This is a genomic window from Povalibacter uvarum (assembly GCF_014202975.1).
Lineage (GTDB): Bacteria > Pseudomonadota > Gammaproteobacteria > Steroidobacterales > Steroidobacteraceae > Steroidobacter > Steroidobacter uvarum.
In genome coordinates this window covers 647007-664981 of the sequence record NZ_JACHHZ010000001.1, presented here as the reverse complement: position 1 = coordinate 664981, position 17975 = coordinate 647007, and the positions used below count along the sequence as shown (strand labels likewise).

General features: G+C 61.6%; 11 protein-coding genes and 1 pseudogene. 5 read left to right on the top strand and 7 right to left on the bottom strand.

Annotated features, from left to right (window positions below; all coding sequences use genetic code 11):
- Window positions 1-7 precede the first annotated feature (7 nt).
- The 3 genes from HNQ60_RS02775 to HNQ60_RS02765 all read right to left on the bottom strand — a co-directional run bounded on the left by HNQ60_RS02775 (window position 8) and on the right by HNQ60_RS02765 (window position 6460).
- Window positions 8-4204, bottom strand: coding sequence for an Ig-like domain-containing protein (locus HNQ60_RS02775; RefSeq protein WP_184329481.1), 4197 nt, complete (start codon window positions 4202-4204; stop codon window positions 8-10).
- On the bottom strand, window positions 4201-5250 hold the full coding sequence (locus HNQ60_RS02770) for an outer membrane beta-barrel protein (RefSeq protein WP_184329480.1): 1050 nt from the start codon (window positions 5248-5250) through the stop codon (window positions 4201-4203). Before HNQ60_RS02770 ends, HNQ60_RS02775 begins: the two co-directional genes overlap by 4 nt.
- Window positions 5251-5356: 106 nt before the next feature.
- Window positions 5357-6460, bottom strand: coding sequence for a DUF481 domain-containing protein (locus HNQ60_RS02765; RefSeq protein WP_184329479.1), 1104 nt, complete (start codon window positions 6458-6460; stop codon window positions 5357-5359).
- A gap of 183 nt (window positions 6461-6643) precedes the next feature.
- Between HNQ60_RS02765 and HNQ60_RS02760 the strand changes: the two genes are divergently transcribed.
- From HNQ60_RS02760 to HNQ60_RS02745, 4 genes and pseudogenes are all read left to right on the top strand, one after another.
- The gene (locus HNQ60_RS02760; protein ID WP_184329478.1) at window positions 6644-8716 is read left to right on the top strand and encodes a hypothetical protein; all 2073 of its coding nucleotides are present in this window, start codon (window positions 6644-6646) and stop codon (window positions 8714-8716) included.
- Between the two features lie 66 nt (window positions 8717-8782).
- Window positions 8783-9208: a type II toxin-antitoxin system RelB/DinJ family antitoxin gene (locus tag HNQ60_RS02755; RefSeq protein WP_246433358.1), complete on the top strand. Its 426-nt coding sequence runs from the start codon at window positions 8783-8785 to the stop codon at window positions 9206-9208.
- Window positions 9209-9375: 167 nt separating this feature from the next.
- A complete protein-coding gene (locus HNQ60_RS02750) occupies window positions 9376-10029 on the top strand; it encodes a hypothetical protein (RefSeq protein WP_184329477.1) in 654 nt (217 codons plus the stop codon).
- Between the two features lie 500 nt (window positions 10030-10529).
- Window positions 10530-10790, top strand: a pseudogene (locus HNQ60_RS02745) (polyphosphate kinase 2); the annotation flags it as partial.
- A 13-nt stretch (window positions 10791-10803) separates the two neighbouring features.
- Here the strand turns inward: HNQ60_RS02745 and HNQ60_RS02740 are convergent.
- The 4 genes from HNQ60_RS02740 to HNQ60_RS02725 form a co-directional block, all read right to left on the bottom strand.
- A complete protein-coding gene (locus HNQ60_RS02740; protein WP_184329476.1) occupies window positions 10804-11715 on the bottom strand; it encodes an alpha/beta fold hydrolase in 912 nt (303 codons plus the stop codon).
- Window positions 11716-11799: 84 nt separating this feature from the next.
- Entirely contained in the window at window positions 11800-12750 is a 951-nt protein-coding gene (locus HNQ60_RS02735; protein ID WP_184329475.1) for a DUF5996 family protein, read from the bottom strand.
- 98 nt (window positions 12751-12848) lie between these two features.
- Window positions 12849-15203, bottom strand: a complete 2355-nt coding sequence (locus tag HNQ60_RS02730; protein WP_184329474.1) for an arylsulfatase — start codon at window positions 15201-15203, stop codon at window positions 12849-12851.
- A gap of 148 nt (window positions 15204-15351) precedes the next feature.
- Window positions 15352-16395, bottom strand: coding sequence for a lipase family protein (locus HNQ60_RS02725; protein ID WP_184329473.1), 1044 nt, complete (start codon window positions 16393-16395; stop codon window positions 15352-15354).
- Between the two features lie 350 nt (window positions 16396-16745).
- On the opposite strand from HNQ60_RS02725, the gene HNQ60_RS02720 reads away from it, so the two are divergent.
- Window positions 16746-17777, top strand: a complete 1032-nt coding sequence (locus HNQ60_RS02720) for an aldose epimerase family protein (protein ID WP_184329472.1) — start codon at window positions 16746-16748, stop codon at window positions 17775-17777.
- The last annotated feature ends 198 nt before the right edge of the window (window positions 17778-17975 follow it).

Genomic DNA, 17975 nt, shown 5'->3' with positions numbered 1-17975 from the left:
TTGATCTTCATGGGAGCACGGTTACCGTCGCTGTATCCGTACTGCTGCGATGTTTGACGTCTGCTTGCGCCACACCCGGTCCGATGCCGGTGACGACACCGCTCTTGTTGCCGATGGTGAAGACGTCGTTGTTCGACGAGTCCCATACCGTCGCGGATTCCTCAGTCAGATCCTGCATGCAGCCGTCGGGGAAAACGCCGGTCACGCGCATCTGTGCGGTCTCGCCAACACGCAACGTCAGATCGCTGACGATGAATACCGAGTCCGGCTTGCCGTTGCAGGTGGCGCTGACGGTCAGATTTGTCCGGCCACTGGATGTGCCGAGTGTCGCTGTGATGGTTGTCGTTCCTGCAGCCAGCGCCGTGGCGCGTCCCTTGTTCAACTCGCCATTGCTGATGGCCGCCGTGGCGGCATTGCTGCTCGTCCAGCTGACGACGCGTGTCACGTCGAGTTGCGTCGTATCGGAAAGAATCGCTGTCGCCGTGTAGTAGACATTGGAGCCCACCGTGACCGTCTCGTTTGCGGGCGTTACGACGATGGAGTCGATGATCGGTGCCAGAACCTGTAGCGTCGCTTCGTCCTGCAGCGAACTTCGATAGGTCGCTCGGATCTGCGCGGTGCCCGCAGCGAGTCCTTGCGCGACACCGGCCGAGCCGACTCGATTGCTCACGCTCGCGATGCCTGCATCGGAGGTCGTCCAGGTCACCTCGTTCGTGACCTCACGACGGCTGCCATCGGACAGGATGGCGACTGCGGTGAACGACCGCTCGCCACCAACCAGCATTCGGGTCGAGTCGGGGCCGACTTCTAGTCTGACGACAGTGGCAGGCGTCACTGTCAGTATGGCGTTGCCGCCGATGCCATCGAGCGTCGCGCTGACCGTACTGATACCGGCACTCACGCCCCGCACAAGACCCTGCCTATCGCCGGCGACAATGCTGGCCACGGCTTCGTTGCTGCTCGACCAGAGTGCCCGATCGCTGATATCGAGTGCGCTCTCGTCGTCGTAGTTGCCGATCGCCGTGAACTCCTGAGTGAGCCCGCTCGCGATGCTGGTGGCTGCAGGGAGGACATCGATCGACAGCAGGACTGGCGCGACGACCTGCACGGGCGCGGACGCAGACAGCGATTCGCGATAAACGGCGCTGATCGCCGTTGCACCCACGGACACACCGGTAACAAGGCCCTTGTTCAGTGTGGCGTTGACGGCTGCGATGGTTGCGTCGGCCGATCGCCAGCTCACTTCACGAGTGACGTCCTCGGTAGTGTTGTCACTGAAGTGAACGATCGCACGCAGTGTGCCCTGCTGACCCATCGTCAGGCGGAGCTGCGGAGGCGCGATCTCGAGTGCTACCGGCTGCGCCCCTTGGACGATCAGCACGCCGCGCCCAACGAACTGCTGACCTTCATGGCTCAGCGTGGCGCTGATCGTCGTCGTCCCTTGCGCAAGGGTTTCGAAGAGACCGGGCGCGAGCGAAGCTTGCGCGATTGTGGCATTGCTGCTTCGCCACTGGACTTCGGCGCTGACGTCGATGTGCGAGTTATCCGAAAGCAGGGCGGTCGCCGTGAACTGTGCAGCGTTCCCGGCAGCAACGATCTGTTGCGCGGGCGTGACCTGGATTTCCGTGATCGTCACTGCCGTAACGCCGAGGTTTGCACTGGCCGTCAGCTCCTTACCGCCAGCGCGGTAACGCGCGCTTACCGTTGTAGTGCCTTCGGCGGTTGCGAGGACGAGACCGTCCTGTGACGTCGCAGTGGCGATGTCCGGATCAGCGATGCTCCAGCTGACCTCACTGGAAACATCCTCGCGCTGACCATTCAGATAGTAAGCCGTGGCGGTGAACTGCGTGGTCGCGCCGACCAACACGCTCGCCTGCGCCGGCGCCACTCGCAGCGCCACGAGCTCCACTGCCGGATCGACCACGCGCGTCGATGCCTCGGCACTATCCTGAACGGGTCCGGCGCTGACTCTGGTAGCCACAACGGTCGTACCGGCGGTCACGCCAGTCACGAGTCCCTGTGCGTCAACAGCCGCAATGCCGTCGTTGACGCTGACCCAGGGACTGCGATCCGTCACATCGACGTAATCACCGTTGCTCAGAAGCAGTAGTGACCGCAGCTGGCGCTGTCCGCCGACGACCAGCAACGGTTCAGCGGGGACGATCTCGAGCTCGCCTACTCCCCGGCTGCGATCAAGAACAATCAGTGCAGCGCGCGCCGAGTAGTTCGTACCACGATAACTGAGGTCGGCTGTCACCGGCGCTATGCCCGCTTGCCGGCCGATGAACTCGCCTGAGGTGGCCGTGCTGCAGGCCACGTTCAAGGCAAGCGACGACCAATTCACCATCTTCGTCACGTTCAGGGTCCGCCCGTTCGACAGCAGCAACTGCGCATCGAACTGCGCCGTGGCGCCGTCGTAGGTAGTTTGCGTCGGCGGAACGATGCGGAATTCGTCGACGGTAACGTCGGGTGCCGTGACCGTGAATGACGCGGCATCTGCGAGATCGACATCTTGGTACCGACCTTCAGCGCGGATTTCCGCGTTGCCCGGTGCGCGGGCGCGCGCCAATCCCAGCTCGCCGACAGTTGCGATCGCCGGATCGCTGCTGGTCCATGCGACGTTCGACGTCACATCGAGTTTGCGCCCGTCGCTCAGCAGCGCATGAGCCAGAAACTGCTGCGTGCCAAGAACCAGCGATTGCGCAGATGCCGGTGTGACTTGCAGCGCAGTTACCGTAACCGTGTCGATGACCTCAACGGCGGTCGCGCCTATGACCTCGACGCCATCGTTGCTCCAGCGGGCCTCTACTTGCGCTGAACCGGCGGCGATACCAGTCAACAAACCGCTGAGCCCGTCGATGACGGCGATGGCAGGATCAGAAACGGACCAGACGCAACTACCGGTTACATCGCGCACCGTGCCGTCCGAGAATGTCGCCAGGCATCGATATGCCATTTCGTTACCCACCAACACCGATGCATTCGTCGGCACGACCGACAGCGATTGCAGAACCGGCGGCGGCGTGACAACCACGAAGACGGCCTCGTCCGAGTAACTCACGCTTTGCAAAGACAGCGAGGCGGAGATCGTCGCTTCACCGGCCGCCAGCGCGGAAGCGACACCGTTGTGATCGATAGCTGCGACAGATGGAGACGAGCTGCCCCACAACACACGATCGGTAACATCGACGTTCAGTCCGCTTGCCATGATCGCCGTCGCGCGATAAGCCTGCTCCTGTCCCACGAGCTGTTCAGCCCATTGTGGGGAGACACGCAGCTCGCGCACCGACGGTGCAACCACAGAGAGATCAGCGGTTGCGAGATGCTGCTGTCCCAGGCGCGTCACGCGAGCCTGGATCACCGTATTTCCGACCGCATGTGCCGTCGCGATGCCCGCATCGATGTCGGCCACGGAAGTATTCGTGCTCTGCCATTGCGTTGCTTCAGTCACATCCAGTGTTTCGTTTTCGCTGGTGATGACGAACGCACGAAACGTGATGCGGGCACCTGGCACCGAAGTCGCAGATGCGGGCTCGAGGTAGAAGGAATCAATCGTCACGATCGGTGGACGAACATCGAGAGTGGCCTCGGCATCGTGCTCTGCCACGCCCGGAGCAAGCAGGCGCGCATCGATCTGTGTTTCACCTTCTGTGATGGCGACGGCGCGACCGCTGGCATCGATGGATGCGACCGCGGGATCGCTCGCTAACCACTGAACTCGCGCAGTGACGTCGACTTTCGAGCCGTTCGAGAGGACCGCGGTCGCCGTGTATTGCTGTGGCAAACCGGGCAGCAACTTTCGATGCTCCGGCGAAACGACGAGCTGATCGACTCTCAGATTGGTAACTGCCACCTCGGCATGAGCTTCCAGCGTCGGTAGGCTTGCGGTGACTGTCGTGGCACCCGTCGCGACACCGGTGACGAGGCCATCGGCCGCGACGGTCACGAGCGCGGCATTGTTGCTACGCCACACGACGCTGTCGGAAACATCACGCCGACTGCCGTCCGCTGCGACCAGCACGGCTTCGAGCTGGCGTTCGCTTCCCGTGAGCAACAGCGTACGTGCCGGTGCGACAACCAGCGTCTCGTTGCCGGTCGGGCAATCGCTGGAACAGTGGTCCGAAGGAAATCCGCTGTGCTTTCCGCTGCACGCGACCAGCAGCACGGCGAATAGCAGCTGGCAAACGAGCAGCGCGCGGTTCATGGCTTCTCCGAACGACACTGGCCGTTCTCGAACCGGACCGCCGGCGAGGTGACATTGACGCGGCGGCTAAGCGCGTCGCGGACACTGCCCGTGCCCGTGTCCACTTCCGATTCTCCAAACCCGCCGACAACGATGCGATTCGACTCGATACCGCGGGCCCGGAATCGCTCGGCTACCGCCAGCGCCCGTCGCTGCGAGAGAGCGAGGTTGTAGCCGCTCGGCCCGGAGCTGTCCGCAAATCCTGCGATTCGCACCGTTGTCTGTGGATGGCGCTGCATGCGATCCATCAAAGGAATCAGCGATTCCATGGCCAGGGGCTCGTCGGAGTTGAACGCGAAATAGATCTGGGTAGTCCACGCCGGCAACGGCGGTGCACACAGCGGCAGCTCGGGCGCCGCTGTTGGCGGCGGAGGTGGTGACGTAGCGGGAACGATCGCAGCAGGCTCAGGCGCGGGTTTCGTATGCTGACCGAAGAAGTAGCTCAGACCCAGCGACACGATCTCGGCGTTGCTCTCGCCCGTGTCCGCACCACCGACACCCGACAGGAATAGATACTGAATACGAGCTTGCCAGTTCGGCCGAAACTGCCAGGCGATGCCGGCGCCGGCAGCTGGTGCCCACTCATCTTCCTCGGCCTGGAACTCGGAGCTCCGGGTTTCGGCCTGCGAGTAGAAAGCGCCGCCGCGAACATAGGCCAGCCACGTATCATTGATCGGCAGGCTGACCTGCACATCCAGCCCGTAACCACGCATCTGCCCGGTCACGTCGAGCGTCGATGTCAGCCGGGGATAGGTAGCGTGCGCCTCACCAAGGTCGCGATAAGAGAGTTCGAGCGCCAGATACGGGTTGAACCGGTATCCGCCGAAGATCGCGGCAGTCACATCCGTGTCGTCGCACGAGAGCGCGTTCGCCTCGCATGCGTTGTCGTAGTAGAGCGCACCCGCTTCCCCACCGAAGTACGCCGCAGATGGGTACTGTGTGACTGCTTCGGGTTCCCGCGCAGCCGCATTCGAAGCAAGCCCGCATACGCACAGCGATGCGAGCAATGGGAATCCAAGCCGCTCGCGCCAATTCCTGCAAAGTGGAGTGCGAGCGCAATCAGCGGCCAACTCTCGGTTCATGATTCCCTGCCTGCAGTTGCCGGATGCTGGTCTAGAAGTCGTACTGCAACCCCAGGATGAGCTGGTAGTCATCCTGCTCCGGAATGCTGCCATCTGCATTGACCTGCGGCTCTTCTATGCGGTCCCAAACGAGCGAGAGGTTGAGATCCAGGGCGTCGGTCAGATCGATGTCGACCGTAGAGATCATGTGATGGTTGTAGCGTCCCGCCGCCTCGCTGGTCAGCTGGAATCGATAGTCATAGATGAAGTCGATGCGACTGGTCAGGTCGGTGCTGAAGTTGGTGCCGGCGCTCAGGGCCCAGGTGTTCTCTGTCCGTGCTTCTCCCGCCGGGACCGCATCGAAGCGCGTCGTCTGGTAGGCCGGGCCTGCGAAGATGCTCCAGTCGGTCTTCGACGTATCGATGAGCTGGTAGCCAAGACCGGTGCCCGCGGTCAGGCGTTCATCAATATTCTGAAAGGGATCGCGGTAGTACTCCACAAAGATGGGCCGAAGGAACAGCTTCTCTGAGAAGAACCAGTCCCATACGGCATTGGCACGATGATTGTTCGCGGACTTGACGTCGTTGGTGCTGCTGAAGTTGCCGAGATAGTCGAGGACAATACGGTTCTCCACCGTGCGTCGCTGAATCTTTACATTGGCACTGGCTTCAATCTCTTCCGTATTGCCTGAACGAACATTACCGCCGACAGCGATCGCACCAGCCCAGTAGTTGCGCTCCTTCGGCGAACCGGCAGTGATGCTGAGCAACTCCGCGCGTTCGAACTGCCCCGGTGTATCGCCGAGAATGCGCACCGACTTCTCCTCAAGGAGGAGTTTGCCTGTTGCCGTGTCGCCGTTACGGCGCCTCACGTTCAGCACCTGAGCCGAACGAATCTGCTTGATGTCGTCAAGATCCAGAGACAGTTCGTCGAGTTTCTCGCTCTCGAAGTCGAGCGATTGTTCGTACATCACCTTGATCGTGCCTTTCAGCCACTCGCCCGACGTCAATTGCACCCAATCGAACTCGTCCGGCATCGGAGGCGCCGGTTCCCACTCGGCTGCGAGGCCGGCCGCGCTGAAAAGGAGCAATAGCGTGGCCGTGACTGCGATTGCCGTAGCGCTCAAGCCCCGAGAGGTGCGGACTGGACAGAACATGAGTGAGTCTCGCCGTGGAAGCTGCATACGCGATCGTGAATGTCAGCCATGGCGTGTGACCATGCGAGATGTCCGAAACACGAGGCTCGCCAATCAAAGACCCCATGACTGAGTTGCCCCTCCTACGTACTGCCGAATCCTCGCACGGGGCCGGACAATGGCGCGGTGAATCAGCCGACACCTATGAGTTCGAATGTGTTGCCAAAGGCACGGTCCGCTCCCGCCACCGGCGAATCGGCGGTGACACTGCAGCTCGAAGTGGAACAGCACCTCGGAAGCTATGCGTCGACTCGCGATGGCCAGCGCTTCGTCCGCGGTGTGCTGGCGTTGAGTAGCGCAAGCTCGCAGGACGAACGAGTGGACGCGCTGCATGACCTCGTCGATTGGTCCCGACAAGACCGTCCCCTTCCGAGCGATCTGACCGCAGATGAGGCGCAGGCCTCGTTTCAACGCTTTTCGTTGCTCGTCGAAGTATTCGAACGACTGCCGCTGGCGGCAGCGGTACTGGACAGAACCGTTGCAGAGCTCCTGTTGGAATCGAGCGTGACCCACATGATCGCGTCGGCCGGGTTGCCGACTGGCCGGGGTTTCATGGCAGAAGGGGCCGATCGGTTGATGGCGAAGCTGGTGCCCGTGCCTCGCGAGGATCACGACCTGGGTCACATCTGTCTGCGTACATTCCGGCATCCGGTCGAGGTCCGGCGCATCGGCCTGATGCCATCGACGCTGTTCGCCCGCCTGATTGCACTCGTCACGCCTGGGGATCGGCCAGACCTCCTCGGCGGCCTCTGGACGGATTTTTCCGACGGACTGCGATTGCTGGGCACTCGGGTCCGGGCTGCCGGACTGCACGAGAAGATTCGTGAGCGCAGTTCACCTTGCCGAGTAGAGGACTCACCCTTCTTCCAGCTCTCCCACCGCATGGACGCACTCGCTGTCGTGTGGAGTCGCAGCGAGGTCGACGCCGAGCAGAGCGCGCGTTGTCAGGAACTCATCGAGCGCTGTCGCAAGGAGCTTGACGAAGTCTCGCGACGCATCGAGGGGAGCGGCGTCAGCGTCGACATCGTGTACGGCGTCGAGCTGATCGAGCGGTGCATGATGCGCATCGAACAGATGATCGGCATTGCCGACGCCGGGGACGCCGAGGAATTCGCACGGCGCCTGCATACGTTCTTCGCGCAACTGATCATTGCCTCCTATCGGGATCGAAGCGTCCGTCAGCTGTTGAGCGATACGGCTGGACTCCTAGGACGTAAAATCGTGGAGCGCAACGGCCGCAGCGGTGAACACTATGTGGCGCGCAATGCCGCGGAGTATCGGCATATCTGGGTCGCTGCAGCCGGTGGCGGCATCGTTGCAGGCCTGATGGGCGCAATGAAGTTCCCGGTGATCGAGGCCCATCATGCTCCGTTCATGGAGGGGCTGCTCCTCACCGCGATATACATCGGCGGATTCCTCGTCATGCAGGCGTTCGGTCTCATCCTGGCGACCAAGCAACCTGCGATGTTCGGCGCCACGATTGCCGACATCGTCCGCAACCAGAAAGACAGCGTCGTCGAACTTGTGGTCCTGGCCAGACGCATCCTGCACTCGCAACTCGCTGCCACGATCAGCAATCTGATCCTGGTCTCTCTGACCGCGTTTGCCGTCGCGGCCATCTGGTACGCACAACACGGCGAGCCCTACCTGACACGCGAAGAGGCCTTACACACATACCGGACCCTCGACCCGTTGGGCAGCGGAACGATCTTCTACGCCGCTCTGACAGGTGTTCTGCTCTGGCTCGCGAGCGTGGCTGGCGGCTTTCTGGACAATTGGTCTGTTTACCACCGCATACCGCAGGGCATTGCAGATCACTCCTTGGGCCGGATCATCGGAAGAGAACGCATGGTTCGCTTTGCGGGCGCATGGTCACGACGGGTGGCTGATATCGGCACCAATGTCACGCTGGGCGTGCTACTCGGCATGACTCCAATCGTTGGTGAGTTCCTCGGCGTGCCCCTGGACGTACGTCACGTAACCCTGAGCACCGGTAAGTTCATGCTCGGCGCCGCGTCACTCGGAAGCGGGTGGTACCAAGACGGCCTGATCTGGTCTGCGACGGCCGGCGTGGCAATCATGTTCGTGCTCAACCTTGGCGTCGGTTTCGTGCTGGCACTCTATGTGGCCCTGCGTGCTTACGGCCTTCCCAGGCGGCAGCTGCTCACTGTGCTGAGCCACTTCGTGAAGCGGCCGAAGGGACTGCCCCGATCCTGAAAGCGAGCGCTCCTACTGGCGGCGAGCGTGTGCGCGGCGGCCCTGCAGCACAATCGAGCGCATCCGTTGGAAGCGAAGGCCTACCCCTTTTTCTATGCCGATCAAAGCACTAGATGCGGCGCGCGCGCTCTTCATAAAACAACTAAATGTAGCTACACTGTAGCCATGAAAAACGAAGTCATTCGCGCCCGTATCGACTCTGATCTGAAGGCAGAGGCCTCCCGCGTGCTGGCGGCGTGCGGCCTCGAGCCGAGCGACGCCATCCGTCTCTTCCTCCAGCAAGTGGTGGCGCACCAGGGACTCCCCTTTGAGGTTCGCGCAGCGAATCGCGAGCCTTCGCTGCCGCAGCTGCAAGCACTCAAGCGCAAGTCGCAGGACCGTGACCATCGAATCGCCGAAGCAGTCGATGTGTCGAAAGGCGAGATGCTGCTCTTGAAACCTGCTCGACTTCGAGGCGCCAAGGTGCGATGGCCCAAGGCTAGTCTTGTGTGACCAACTCAGCTCACGCGCTTCACGAAGCCGAGCTGACTGCGCAGGAAATCGAACGCATTCTGCGCATCTGCGGGCCCCACGCTCTCCTAGTCGGTGGCCAGGCACTTGCCACCTGGGCCGTCTACTACGACATCCAACCTGTAGGTGCACTGTCACGCATCGTCACGATGGACGCTGACTTCATCGGCACCCGAGACATCGCCAAGCAATTGCAGCGGCAGCTCGGTCATCCCTGGAAAGTACGCGAGGGAACCCTTGACGACGCGGGCGGCCAAGTGGCCAAGGTCTACGCGACCGTGCCGGAGGAAGGAATCAAGCAGGTCGACTTTCTGTCTGGAATCGTCGGCCTGAATACACGAGTTGTTCGCGCGAGAGCCTCGCAACTGATGCTGGCGGATGGGATTGTCGTCCACGTACTGCATCCACTCGATGTTCTGGAGAGTCGCCTGCGCAATCTCGCAGCGCTCCCGTCGAAGCAGAATGCGATCGGCGCTGAGCAGGCAAGACTGGCTGTAAAGATCTGCCGCGCGTTCATCGAAAGCCACATGAGCGACGGCGGTGATCCAAGGATTGTGCGCCAGGCGGTAAAGCGCATCGAGAAGCTCGCGCTCGACACGGAGTTGTCACGCGTCGCCTTCACCTACGACATCGACGTGCTGGCCTCCATCCCCGTAGAAAAGATCTCCTATTCTCGCTTCCACGCAGAGCAGTGGCCGCGCGTCCTTCAGCGACTTGAATCCAAGCGCACGAAGTTCCTGGCTCTACAGGCCCGACAAAGCGCCCTTCGAAAGCGTCCGGGCAAAAAGCAAAAACCCAAGTAGCCTCGGCTTGGCAGCGAGTTCTTTTTCTTCTCAGAGGTGACATAGAGGAGACAAGGAAGTTGTCGAGCCTCTAAGCGACTGATCTGACAGGCCACTTTTCCACTGTCGGTACAGTCCATCATCGGCGCGACGCTGATGCGCCGGTCCAGCGGGATCGCGCTTTTCCCGCTCGAAACGCCTATTTTTTTAGGATTTTCCGTCATTGGCGTTCGTGCGGGACGTCTGCGGGTTTTGGCGCGTTTATCGGTTGAGGAGGTGCCGTATAGGTGACAAGAATAGCTTGTCACCTCCAGGAAGGGCACCTCTTCTCCATGGCCACCATCAGGGTATGGAAAGACCTTGCTGCACACGGAAGCGAAGACCTTTGCTCACCGCGCCGCCGCCGAGCGTCGGGGCAAAGCACGGGAGGTCGCGCTGGAAAACCCTGCCGAACTCGTACGCACACAGCTGGGTGAGCAAACCCTGAAAAGCCTGATCCGCTGGTACATGGATGACTTCCGCAATCGCGTCGCCGATGTGAGGACTACACGAAGGCGAAGGAAGTCATGCTCCAGCGCTCGCACATTCCTGAAGCGCGCTGGTAGGTTGTGCAGGCCCTCGACAAGAAGCGCGCTCGACTGAACTGCATCGACCATCTGCTCAAGCAGTTCCCATACACCGAAGTAGAAAAGGTTCCCATCATTCTGCCGGAGCGCGAACGTCTCGAAGACTACTCGCGACAGGCTGTTCCCGCTGACATGCTGGTCCCGGAAGTCTACTAGTCAAGCCAGACTTCTATGGCGCAGGGCTGTTCGGGTGCTTTGAAAGAAACGTCAGCACCGCCGCATCGAAGTCGTTGGGATTCTCCGCCGGAACGGTATGGGAAGCGTCGATCCGCACGCGCTCGCGGTTCGCAAGACATCGCTCGAGTTCATCGACGACGGCTCCAAAGAATGGCGGACTGCGCGTGCCCTGCATGATCAGCGTTGGTATCGTGATCCGTTTCGCCATCTCGCAAGTGAACACGGGTCGCGGCCGAGCTGATGTCGCATCGGCAGCATGGGCGAAGGAGTTGTCCAGCATCATCTGCCTCATGGCTTCGGAGCGGCGATCGTAGGTACCCGTACCCCCAACCGCATCGGCGAACATCCGACCCGCGTTGCGCATATCACCTGTGCGAAACGCCTCGCGAGAAGGCGCGAGTCGCGCGTTGAAATCCGCTGCGATCGTTCGTCCGCTGGTGGAGCTCAGCAGCAGGCCGCTTGCCGGGGGCTCATTGACGACGAGCGTCACCACCATTTCCGGATGGTTCGATGCAAAGATCAGAGCGGCGTGGGCGCCGGCCGAATGTGCAACTACGTGCACACGCCGGAATCCAAGCACCTTTATGAGCGCGGCGAGGTCGCCTGCGTGCAGATCGGCGGCACCATCAGGTGTTCCATCAATGGAAACCGCGTTCGGATAGTGATTGCGGCGACTGTAGGCGACCGTGTGGTATCTGCCAGAGAACACCGGCAGATGCGCGTCCCAAAGACGATAGTCCTGAAGACCGCCGTGAACGAATACGATGACTTCGCCGCTGCCGGCTTCGACATAGGCGAGTTCGGCATCACCGATCTGAGCGCGTTTGACTTCACACATGGCAGGCGCCGCCGAGCCTGCGCCGATGAGTACAACGAGCAATGCAATGCCACCGCGGATTCTCATGTTGTGATGCTCAACTCTGCCAACAATGAGGTTCGCAAGCGCAAGCATGATCACGGATTGTTGCAGCCTGGCGGGCGCCGGCAATCATCCTTGACGGATACCCACCCGACGCGGCTGCCGCGGAACGCCCACGCTGCATTCGAGCACCGCGCGATCCCAGTTGCCGAGATCAGCCGCAATTCGATATGTGCTCTCCAGGAACTCCATCAGCGTGGCTTCCGGATCGGACGAGCGTCGTACCGCCTCGTAAGGCAACAGGAATTCTCCCAGCTTCTCGTCGAAGTACGCGGCGCTCGGCGACGGCCGCGCGGTTTCGAACCCATCGGGCTTGGGATAGGCGTAAGAGTAGAACGCCGCGGAATCGACGCCATTCCCACCGGGCCAGAAACCCGCCGATGAGACTTCATGACTGTAGGCCTCGCGCGTGACCGAGTCAGGTAAGGCGGGGACGCCACCCGGATGAAGAGGTGCGGTGCGGCCAGAGAAACGGGTCACCGCCAGATCGAAACTTCCCCAGAAGAGATGCACGGGGCTGACCTTGCCGAGAAAGCTCGTGCGGAAGCGCTTGAACACGCGATCGACCGCGACCAGCGCCTGGAAATAGCGAGTCACTGCGGCTGCATCGTACGGCCGCTCCACGTGATCCTCGGTGAACCGGATCGGATGAGGCACTTCATTCGGTTGGCCGAAGTCTTCAGGGGTGGCGCCGAGCGATTGCAGCAACTCGACGAATCGCGCGTGGAAGGTCGCCACTGACATGGGTTTCAGAGAGAACTGCGCGCTGCGCCCGTCCGCGCTGGCACCAGTGACCAGATGCTCGAGAAGGTCGAACGAAATCTCCACGCCACCCGATCCATCCGGCACGAGCGACGTAGTCAAGCCGCGTGCGCTCACGTAGAAAGTTGCGTGCCACGAATAGTTCACCCATGGTGTGCGCGCGAGCCGATATTTCCCGATGAGCTGCGCGTACAGGTGGAGCGCGGAGCACGTGTCCCGCCAGGGCTCGAAGGGGATGTCCGGCCATTGAGTATTCATACGTCACCCGCTAACGAAAGCGACGGGCGCCGGGAATCGTTCCACGTCTGCTGAAGCGCAGCCCCCAGGCAGCTACGCCACGCTGGTTGCGGGATCAGTCACTGCAAGTACTTGATCTCCACGCGGTCGATCCTGCCGTTGAAGCGGAACGGCCGCCGATCGAAGTACGCCTCCGAGACCGGCGAATAACTATCCATTCCGATGTCGAACGCGTCGTTCGCAGTGAATGCCAAGGCCGCTGTGCGCGGCACCGTGCCCTTCGCTACTTCCTTACCGTCCACTCGGATGACAACGTCCGCGGCGCCGCGTGGTGCAGCAATACGCGTCTCTACTTCGACCTTTACTCTGCCGGTCGGTAATGCGCTCGCAGTCTGCAATCGTGTGCGCTCGATCTCGAAGAGATTGTATTCGTAGCCCAGCGTGCCCTTGTCCACCCACAATGAGAGGCCGCCGGAGAACGCGCCGAGTGCGTACAGCACACCAGCTGAATCCGGGGCGAGATCGACATCCACGGTCACGAGACTACTGCGCGCGCCAACCTTCGGACCCGCGAATTCCGGCACGCCGGTTACGTCTTGCGTGTAGTGGAACGCGGTTGCCGGATTCTGCGGCGCTGACTGCGGGCTCCAGACGACCGACCAGAGGCCACCGCCGATGGGATACGCGAGATTGTTCTTCGCCTCCTGATCGAACAGCTGCTTCAACTCGGCGAGCTTCTGCGGATACTTCGCCGCCAGGTCCGTGGATTGAGAAAAGTCATCGTTCAAATTGTAGAGCACCCACTTGTCCTTCTCCGGGCTCCACGTCGCGATCGAGGGCGGCAGTCCCGGAACCCACGGCGTCCTCGGACCCCATGCAGCCGCATACCAGCCGTCAGGTGAATAAATGCCGCGGTCCGCCATGCATTCGAAGTACTGCGCCTTCTTCTGTCCCGCTGCTCTTGCATTCGCAAAGGTGTACTTCATGCTCACGCCATCCATCGGCTGCTGGGACACACCATCGACGGTAGCCGGTGCCTGGATGCCGATCACATCGTAGATCGTGGGCACCACATCATTGACATGATGAAACTGCGAACGCGGCGTCTTGTCCTGCTGGATCTTGCCCGGCCACGAAATTGCGAGCGGCGTGCGCGTTCCGCCGAAATGACCCGCGGTGAGCTTGGTCCCCTGAAACGGCGTCGATCCGGCCCAGGCCCAGCCCGCGTGATACATGTTGTCGGTCTTGGGGCTGCCGAGCACGTCCATTCCGCCCAAGCGATCGAGTGCGCGCAGATGATCGTTGATCTCGGTCGCGATGCCGTTTTGCGCGAGCAGCTCGCTGATCGTGCCGTTCTGGCCCTCGGCGCTCGAGCCGTTGTCGCCCCACACATAGAGGACGAGCGTCTTCTCGCGAATGCCCAGGCGCTCGAGCTCATCGATCAATCGGCCTGCTTGCGTATCCGCGTGTTCGGTGTACCCCGCGAATACTTCCATGAGGCGGCGCTGGAACGGCTTCTCGCTCTCCGGAATATCCGCCCATGCGGCAAGAGAGGCCGGACGCGGCGTCAACCTGGTATTGGCTGGAACCCAGCCCAGTGCCTTTTGCCGCGCGAACACTTCCTTCCGCATTTCGTCCCAGCCCTTGTCGAACTTGCCTTTGTACTTGTCCGCCCATTCCTTGAAGATGTGATGCGGCCCATGTGATGCGCCGCTCGCCCAGTACATGAAGAAGGGCTGATCCGGAGCGATCGCATTCTGCCGACGCAACCACGTCACGGCGTCATCGGCCATATCCTCGGTGAAGTGATAGCCCTGCTTTTCAGGCGTTTCGACGCGGGTCGTATTGCGCACCAGCGCCGGTTCCCACTGCGACGATTCACCGGCAAGGAAGCCATAGAAATAGTCGAAGCCAACCAGTCGACCGGCGGGCCATCGATCGTACGGGCCTTGCGCAGTGGTCTGTTCAGCAGGCGTGTTGTGCCACTTGCCGAAGGCGGCGGTGTTGTAACCGTAATAGCCGAGGACCTTGGCTACCGACGCCGTCGTCGCCGGCCAATGACCCGTATAGCCATCCCAGTTGTTGGCGAGTTCAGCTATCTGGCCAAAGCCGACGCGATGATGGTTTCGGCCTGTCAACAGCGCAGCACGCGAGGGCGAGCACATCGCTGCGTTGTGAAAGCTGTTGTAGACGATACCGCTGTTCGCGATGCGCGAGAGCGTCGGCGTGTGGATCGGCCCGCCGAAGGTATCCGGCAATGCAGGGCCGACATCATCGAGCATGATGATGAGCACGTTCGGTGCTCCCGCGGGCAGGTGTGTCACCGGCTTCGTCGGCTTGTAGACGGACTGAGCGATCGTCGGTCCGGCGGTGCTTTGCGAAGGTGCCGGAGGAAACGGCAGATTCTGAGTGAATCCTCTCAGTGGAGACACGAAGACGAGCAGTATGGCGATTACGCCGAGTCGGTTTAGCATCGCTGGACCTCGAGGTGGCAATTCCTTGCCCCGCCGTGTTTTTGATTGATTGCCTCGGTCCGGATCAATACTAGGTTGGCGCTACGTTCGGGATACGTAGTTCGGGAAGGATGGACGGCTGGATCGAGCCTCCGCCGGGCTCGGAATCCTATTCGCAGGTTCCCTTGAACGGCTCCTGCGCCAGCCGACGCGCCATCCACTCGGGAACCATGCCCGCGTCGAACGTGCCGTGGCTCTTGTCGGCCTGAAACACGACTTCGATCTTCGATCCCATCGCGCAGGCTCGGGTGATCGCGGCGCGAGTCCATTCGGTTTCGATGAACTCGTCCTTGCCGACGTAGATGACGAGAAGAGGGGCTTGTGTCCGCTGCTGGGGCAACGCTATCCGGGAGAGCAACTCACGCATCCTGGCTGCAGCTTCGACAGATGCCGGCTTGACCTCTTCGAGTGTCACCTTCTGGAGGGCCTCTGCCCTTTCCTGCCCGCGAGAGCAAGACGTCAGGGCCTGCCAGTTCGTTGCCGCCGATCCGCGTCGATGCTGATCCAGGTCGAGATCCGGATGAGCACGACTCTGAGCGGTGAGAATCGCGATGTACGCTCCCATCTGCAGCGGGTTCATCGAACCATCGAACGCCATCTGGGCCATTCCCGAAACATCCGCCGCCGGCACGACGGACACCGCACCGAGCAACTGGAGATCAGGCGCATAAGTCGCCGCTTGTTCCGCCACTGCCCACGCCGCACCGCCTCCCTGCGAACCTCCGTAGACCAGCCATCGCTCGGAGATGCTGCCGGGTCGCAGATGACGCAGGGCTCGCACCGAATCAATCACGTTCCACGCCTCGGCCTTCGCATCCAGATAGAGATGAACTCCGGGAGCACCTAGTCCTTCGTAGTCGGCAGCCGCAACCGCGAAGCCCGCTTTCAGGAAACCAGCAATCTGGGGTGCGGCACCAAGCAAGTTCGGATACAGCGATGGTCCACACTCGTAGTCGATGCCCGTTGTTCCATGGGCGAACGCCAGCACTGGCCAGCCCGTGGGCGGTGGCTCACCCGCCGGAATGAACACCATGCCGGACACGTCGATCGATGCACCATTGCGGCTGGATGTCGACCGATACAGAACGCGGATCGCAGTCGCTCCCAACGAGCGAATGGACTCATCGATCTCGGGAATGACCTTCGACTCCACCACGGTTCCTGGTGCGGTCGCAGGTGCCCCATCACTGACGCGGCAAACTAGAAAACCAAGCACGACGCCTGTCAGTACGAACAATGCACTTGACGCGGTTGCCCGGTGAGTCGTGCGACATCTGGTCATCGGTGACACTTCCAGAAAGCCCGGATTTCGCCGGATTTTGGACACACCCGGCGCGGACCGACTACGCCTCAGTTGACCCGCCACAGGTACGGTTTTCCCGGTGGACCGCGCGCCGATCAATTGAGAATCGGTGCGCGGTCAAGCTTCGCGTGGCTGGCGCGACTGCCGGTCCCCTACCCTCGCCGCACAAAAGCTGCCTGCCGGGCGTGGGAAGAGTTTCAGTGCCAGTTGTCAGAGACACATTCGGATACCTGCAGGACGGCCGTCGCGTGGATCGTGTCGCGCTGTCTCATCCACGAAGTGGGTTCACCATCGAGGTCCTGGAATACGGCGCCAGACTCAGGACGATTCTCGTCCCGCGCCGCCAGGGATTGACGAACACCGTGCTCAGCTATGCGTCACTCCGTGAGTACGAGCTCGATACGGCACAGCTGGGTTCGGTGATCGGACGCTGCGCGAATCGCACAGTAGCGGACGCTCATCCGACGTTCCGTCTCAGCTGCAACGACGGACAGAATCACCTGCACGGCGGGGTCATCGGTTTCGGCCGATCGTTGTGGCAGGTCGTGGCCTGCGTCGATGGCGATATGCCCGGTGTGCGGCTCCAGTTGCATTCGCCTGACGGTGACGAAGGCTGTCTCGGCAATGTCTCGGTGCAGATGGAACTGCAACTGAACTCGCCGCTGTCCTTCAGAACGATCGTCACCGCGACAACCGATCGGCCGACGCCGCTCAACTTCACGCTGCATCCGTACTTCAATCTGAGCGGTGATGCCGGCACCACCATCGAGGATCATGAGCTGCGACTCGCGGCGGCGACTTACCTGCCGCTCAACCCGGCGCAGATACCGACGGGCGAGATCCGCGCCGTCGACGACACGCCCTTTGATTTCCGCAAGCTCACGCCCGTCGGAGCCCGGATTCACGATCCGGACAGTCAGTTGACGCTGGCCGGCGGGTACGATCACTACTTGCCGATGCTGCCCCGCTCGCCGATTGCGGCGGAGCTGCTCAGCCGAAGTACCGGCATTCGTTTGAACATCAGCACCAACCAGAGAGGTATTCAGTTCTACACCGGGAATAGCCTCGGAGTTGCGACGCCTCCGCGGTTCCGTGCACGCGCCGGGCTCTGCCTCGAACCCCACGCCTTTCCCAATGCGATCAACGAGCCCGCCTTCCCTGACATCGTGGTGCAGCCGGGGCAGACGTATCGTCACGACACCACTTACGCATTCGCGCTGACCAGCGACTAAGTCCAGCGACCGCCGACGGACGTGCCCGCCATAGGGGCAACGATTATGCGGCGGTCGGGAAATTGCTCTGCGACACATCCAATCTGCACCGTCACGGTGGCCAGATCGCGACCGCGCGCACGGTGCCCAGTGCCACAGGCAACTAGAATGCCCGCTGTGTCGCAACTACCGGGCCGCGTCCCGCCTCGAGCAAGCACC

Coding starts and splice junctions, on each gene's coding strand:
- HNQ60_RS02775 (WP_184329481.1), bottom strand. CDS start 4,204: ATGAACCGCGCGCTGCTCGTTTGCCAGCTGCTATTCGCCGTGCTGCTG.
- HNQ60_RS02765 (WP_184329479.1), bottom strand. CDS start 6,460: ATGTTCTGTCCAGTCCGCACCTCTCGGGGCTTGAGCGCTACGGCAATC.
- HNQ60_RS02760 (WP_184329478.1), top strand. CDS start 6,644: ATGAGTTCGAATGTGTTGCCAAAGGCACGGTCCGCTCCCGCCACCGGC.
- HNQ60_RS02750 (WP_184329477.1), top strand. CDS start 9,376: ATGGACGCTGACTTCATCGGCACCCGAGACATCGCCAAGCAATTGCAG.
- HNQ60_RS02740 (WP_184329476.1), bottom strand. CDS start 11,715: ATGAGAATCCGCGGTGGCATTGCATTGCTCGTTGTACTCATCGGCGCA.
- HNQ60_RS02735 (WP_184329475.1), bottom strand. CDS start 12,750: ATGAATACTCAATGGCCGGACATCCCCTTCGAGCCCTGGCGGGACACG.
- HNQ60_RS02730 (WP_184329474.1), bottom strand. CDS start 15,203: ATGCTAAACCGACTCGGCGTAATCGCCATACTGCTCGTCTTCGTGTCT.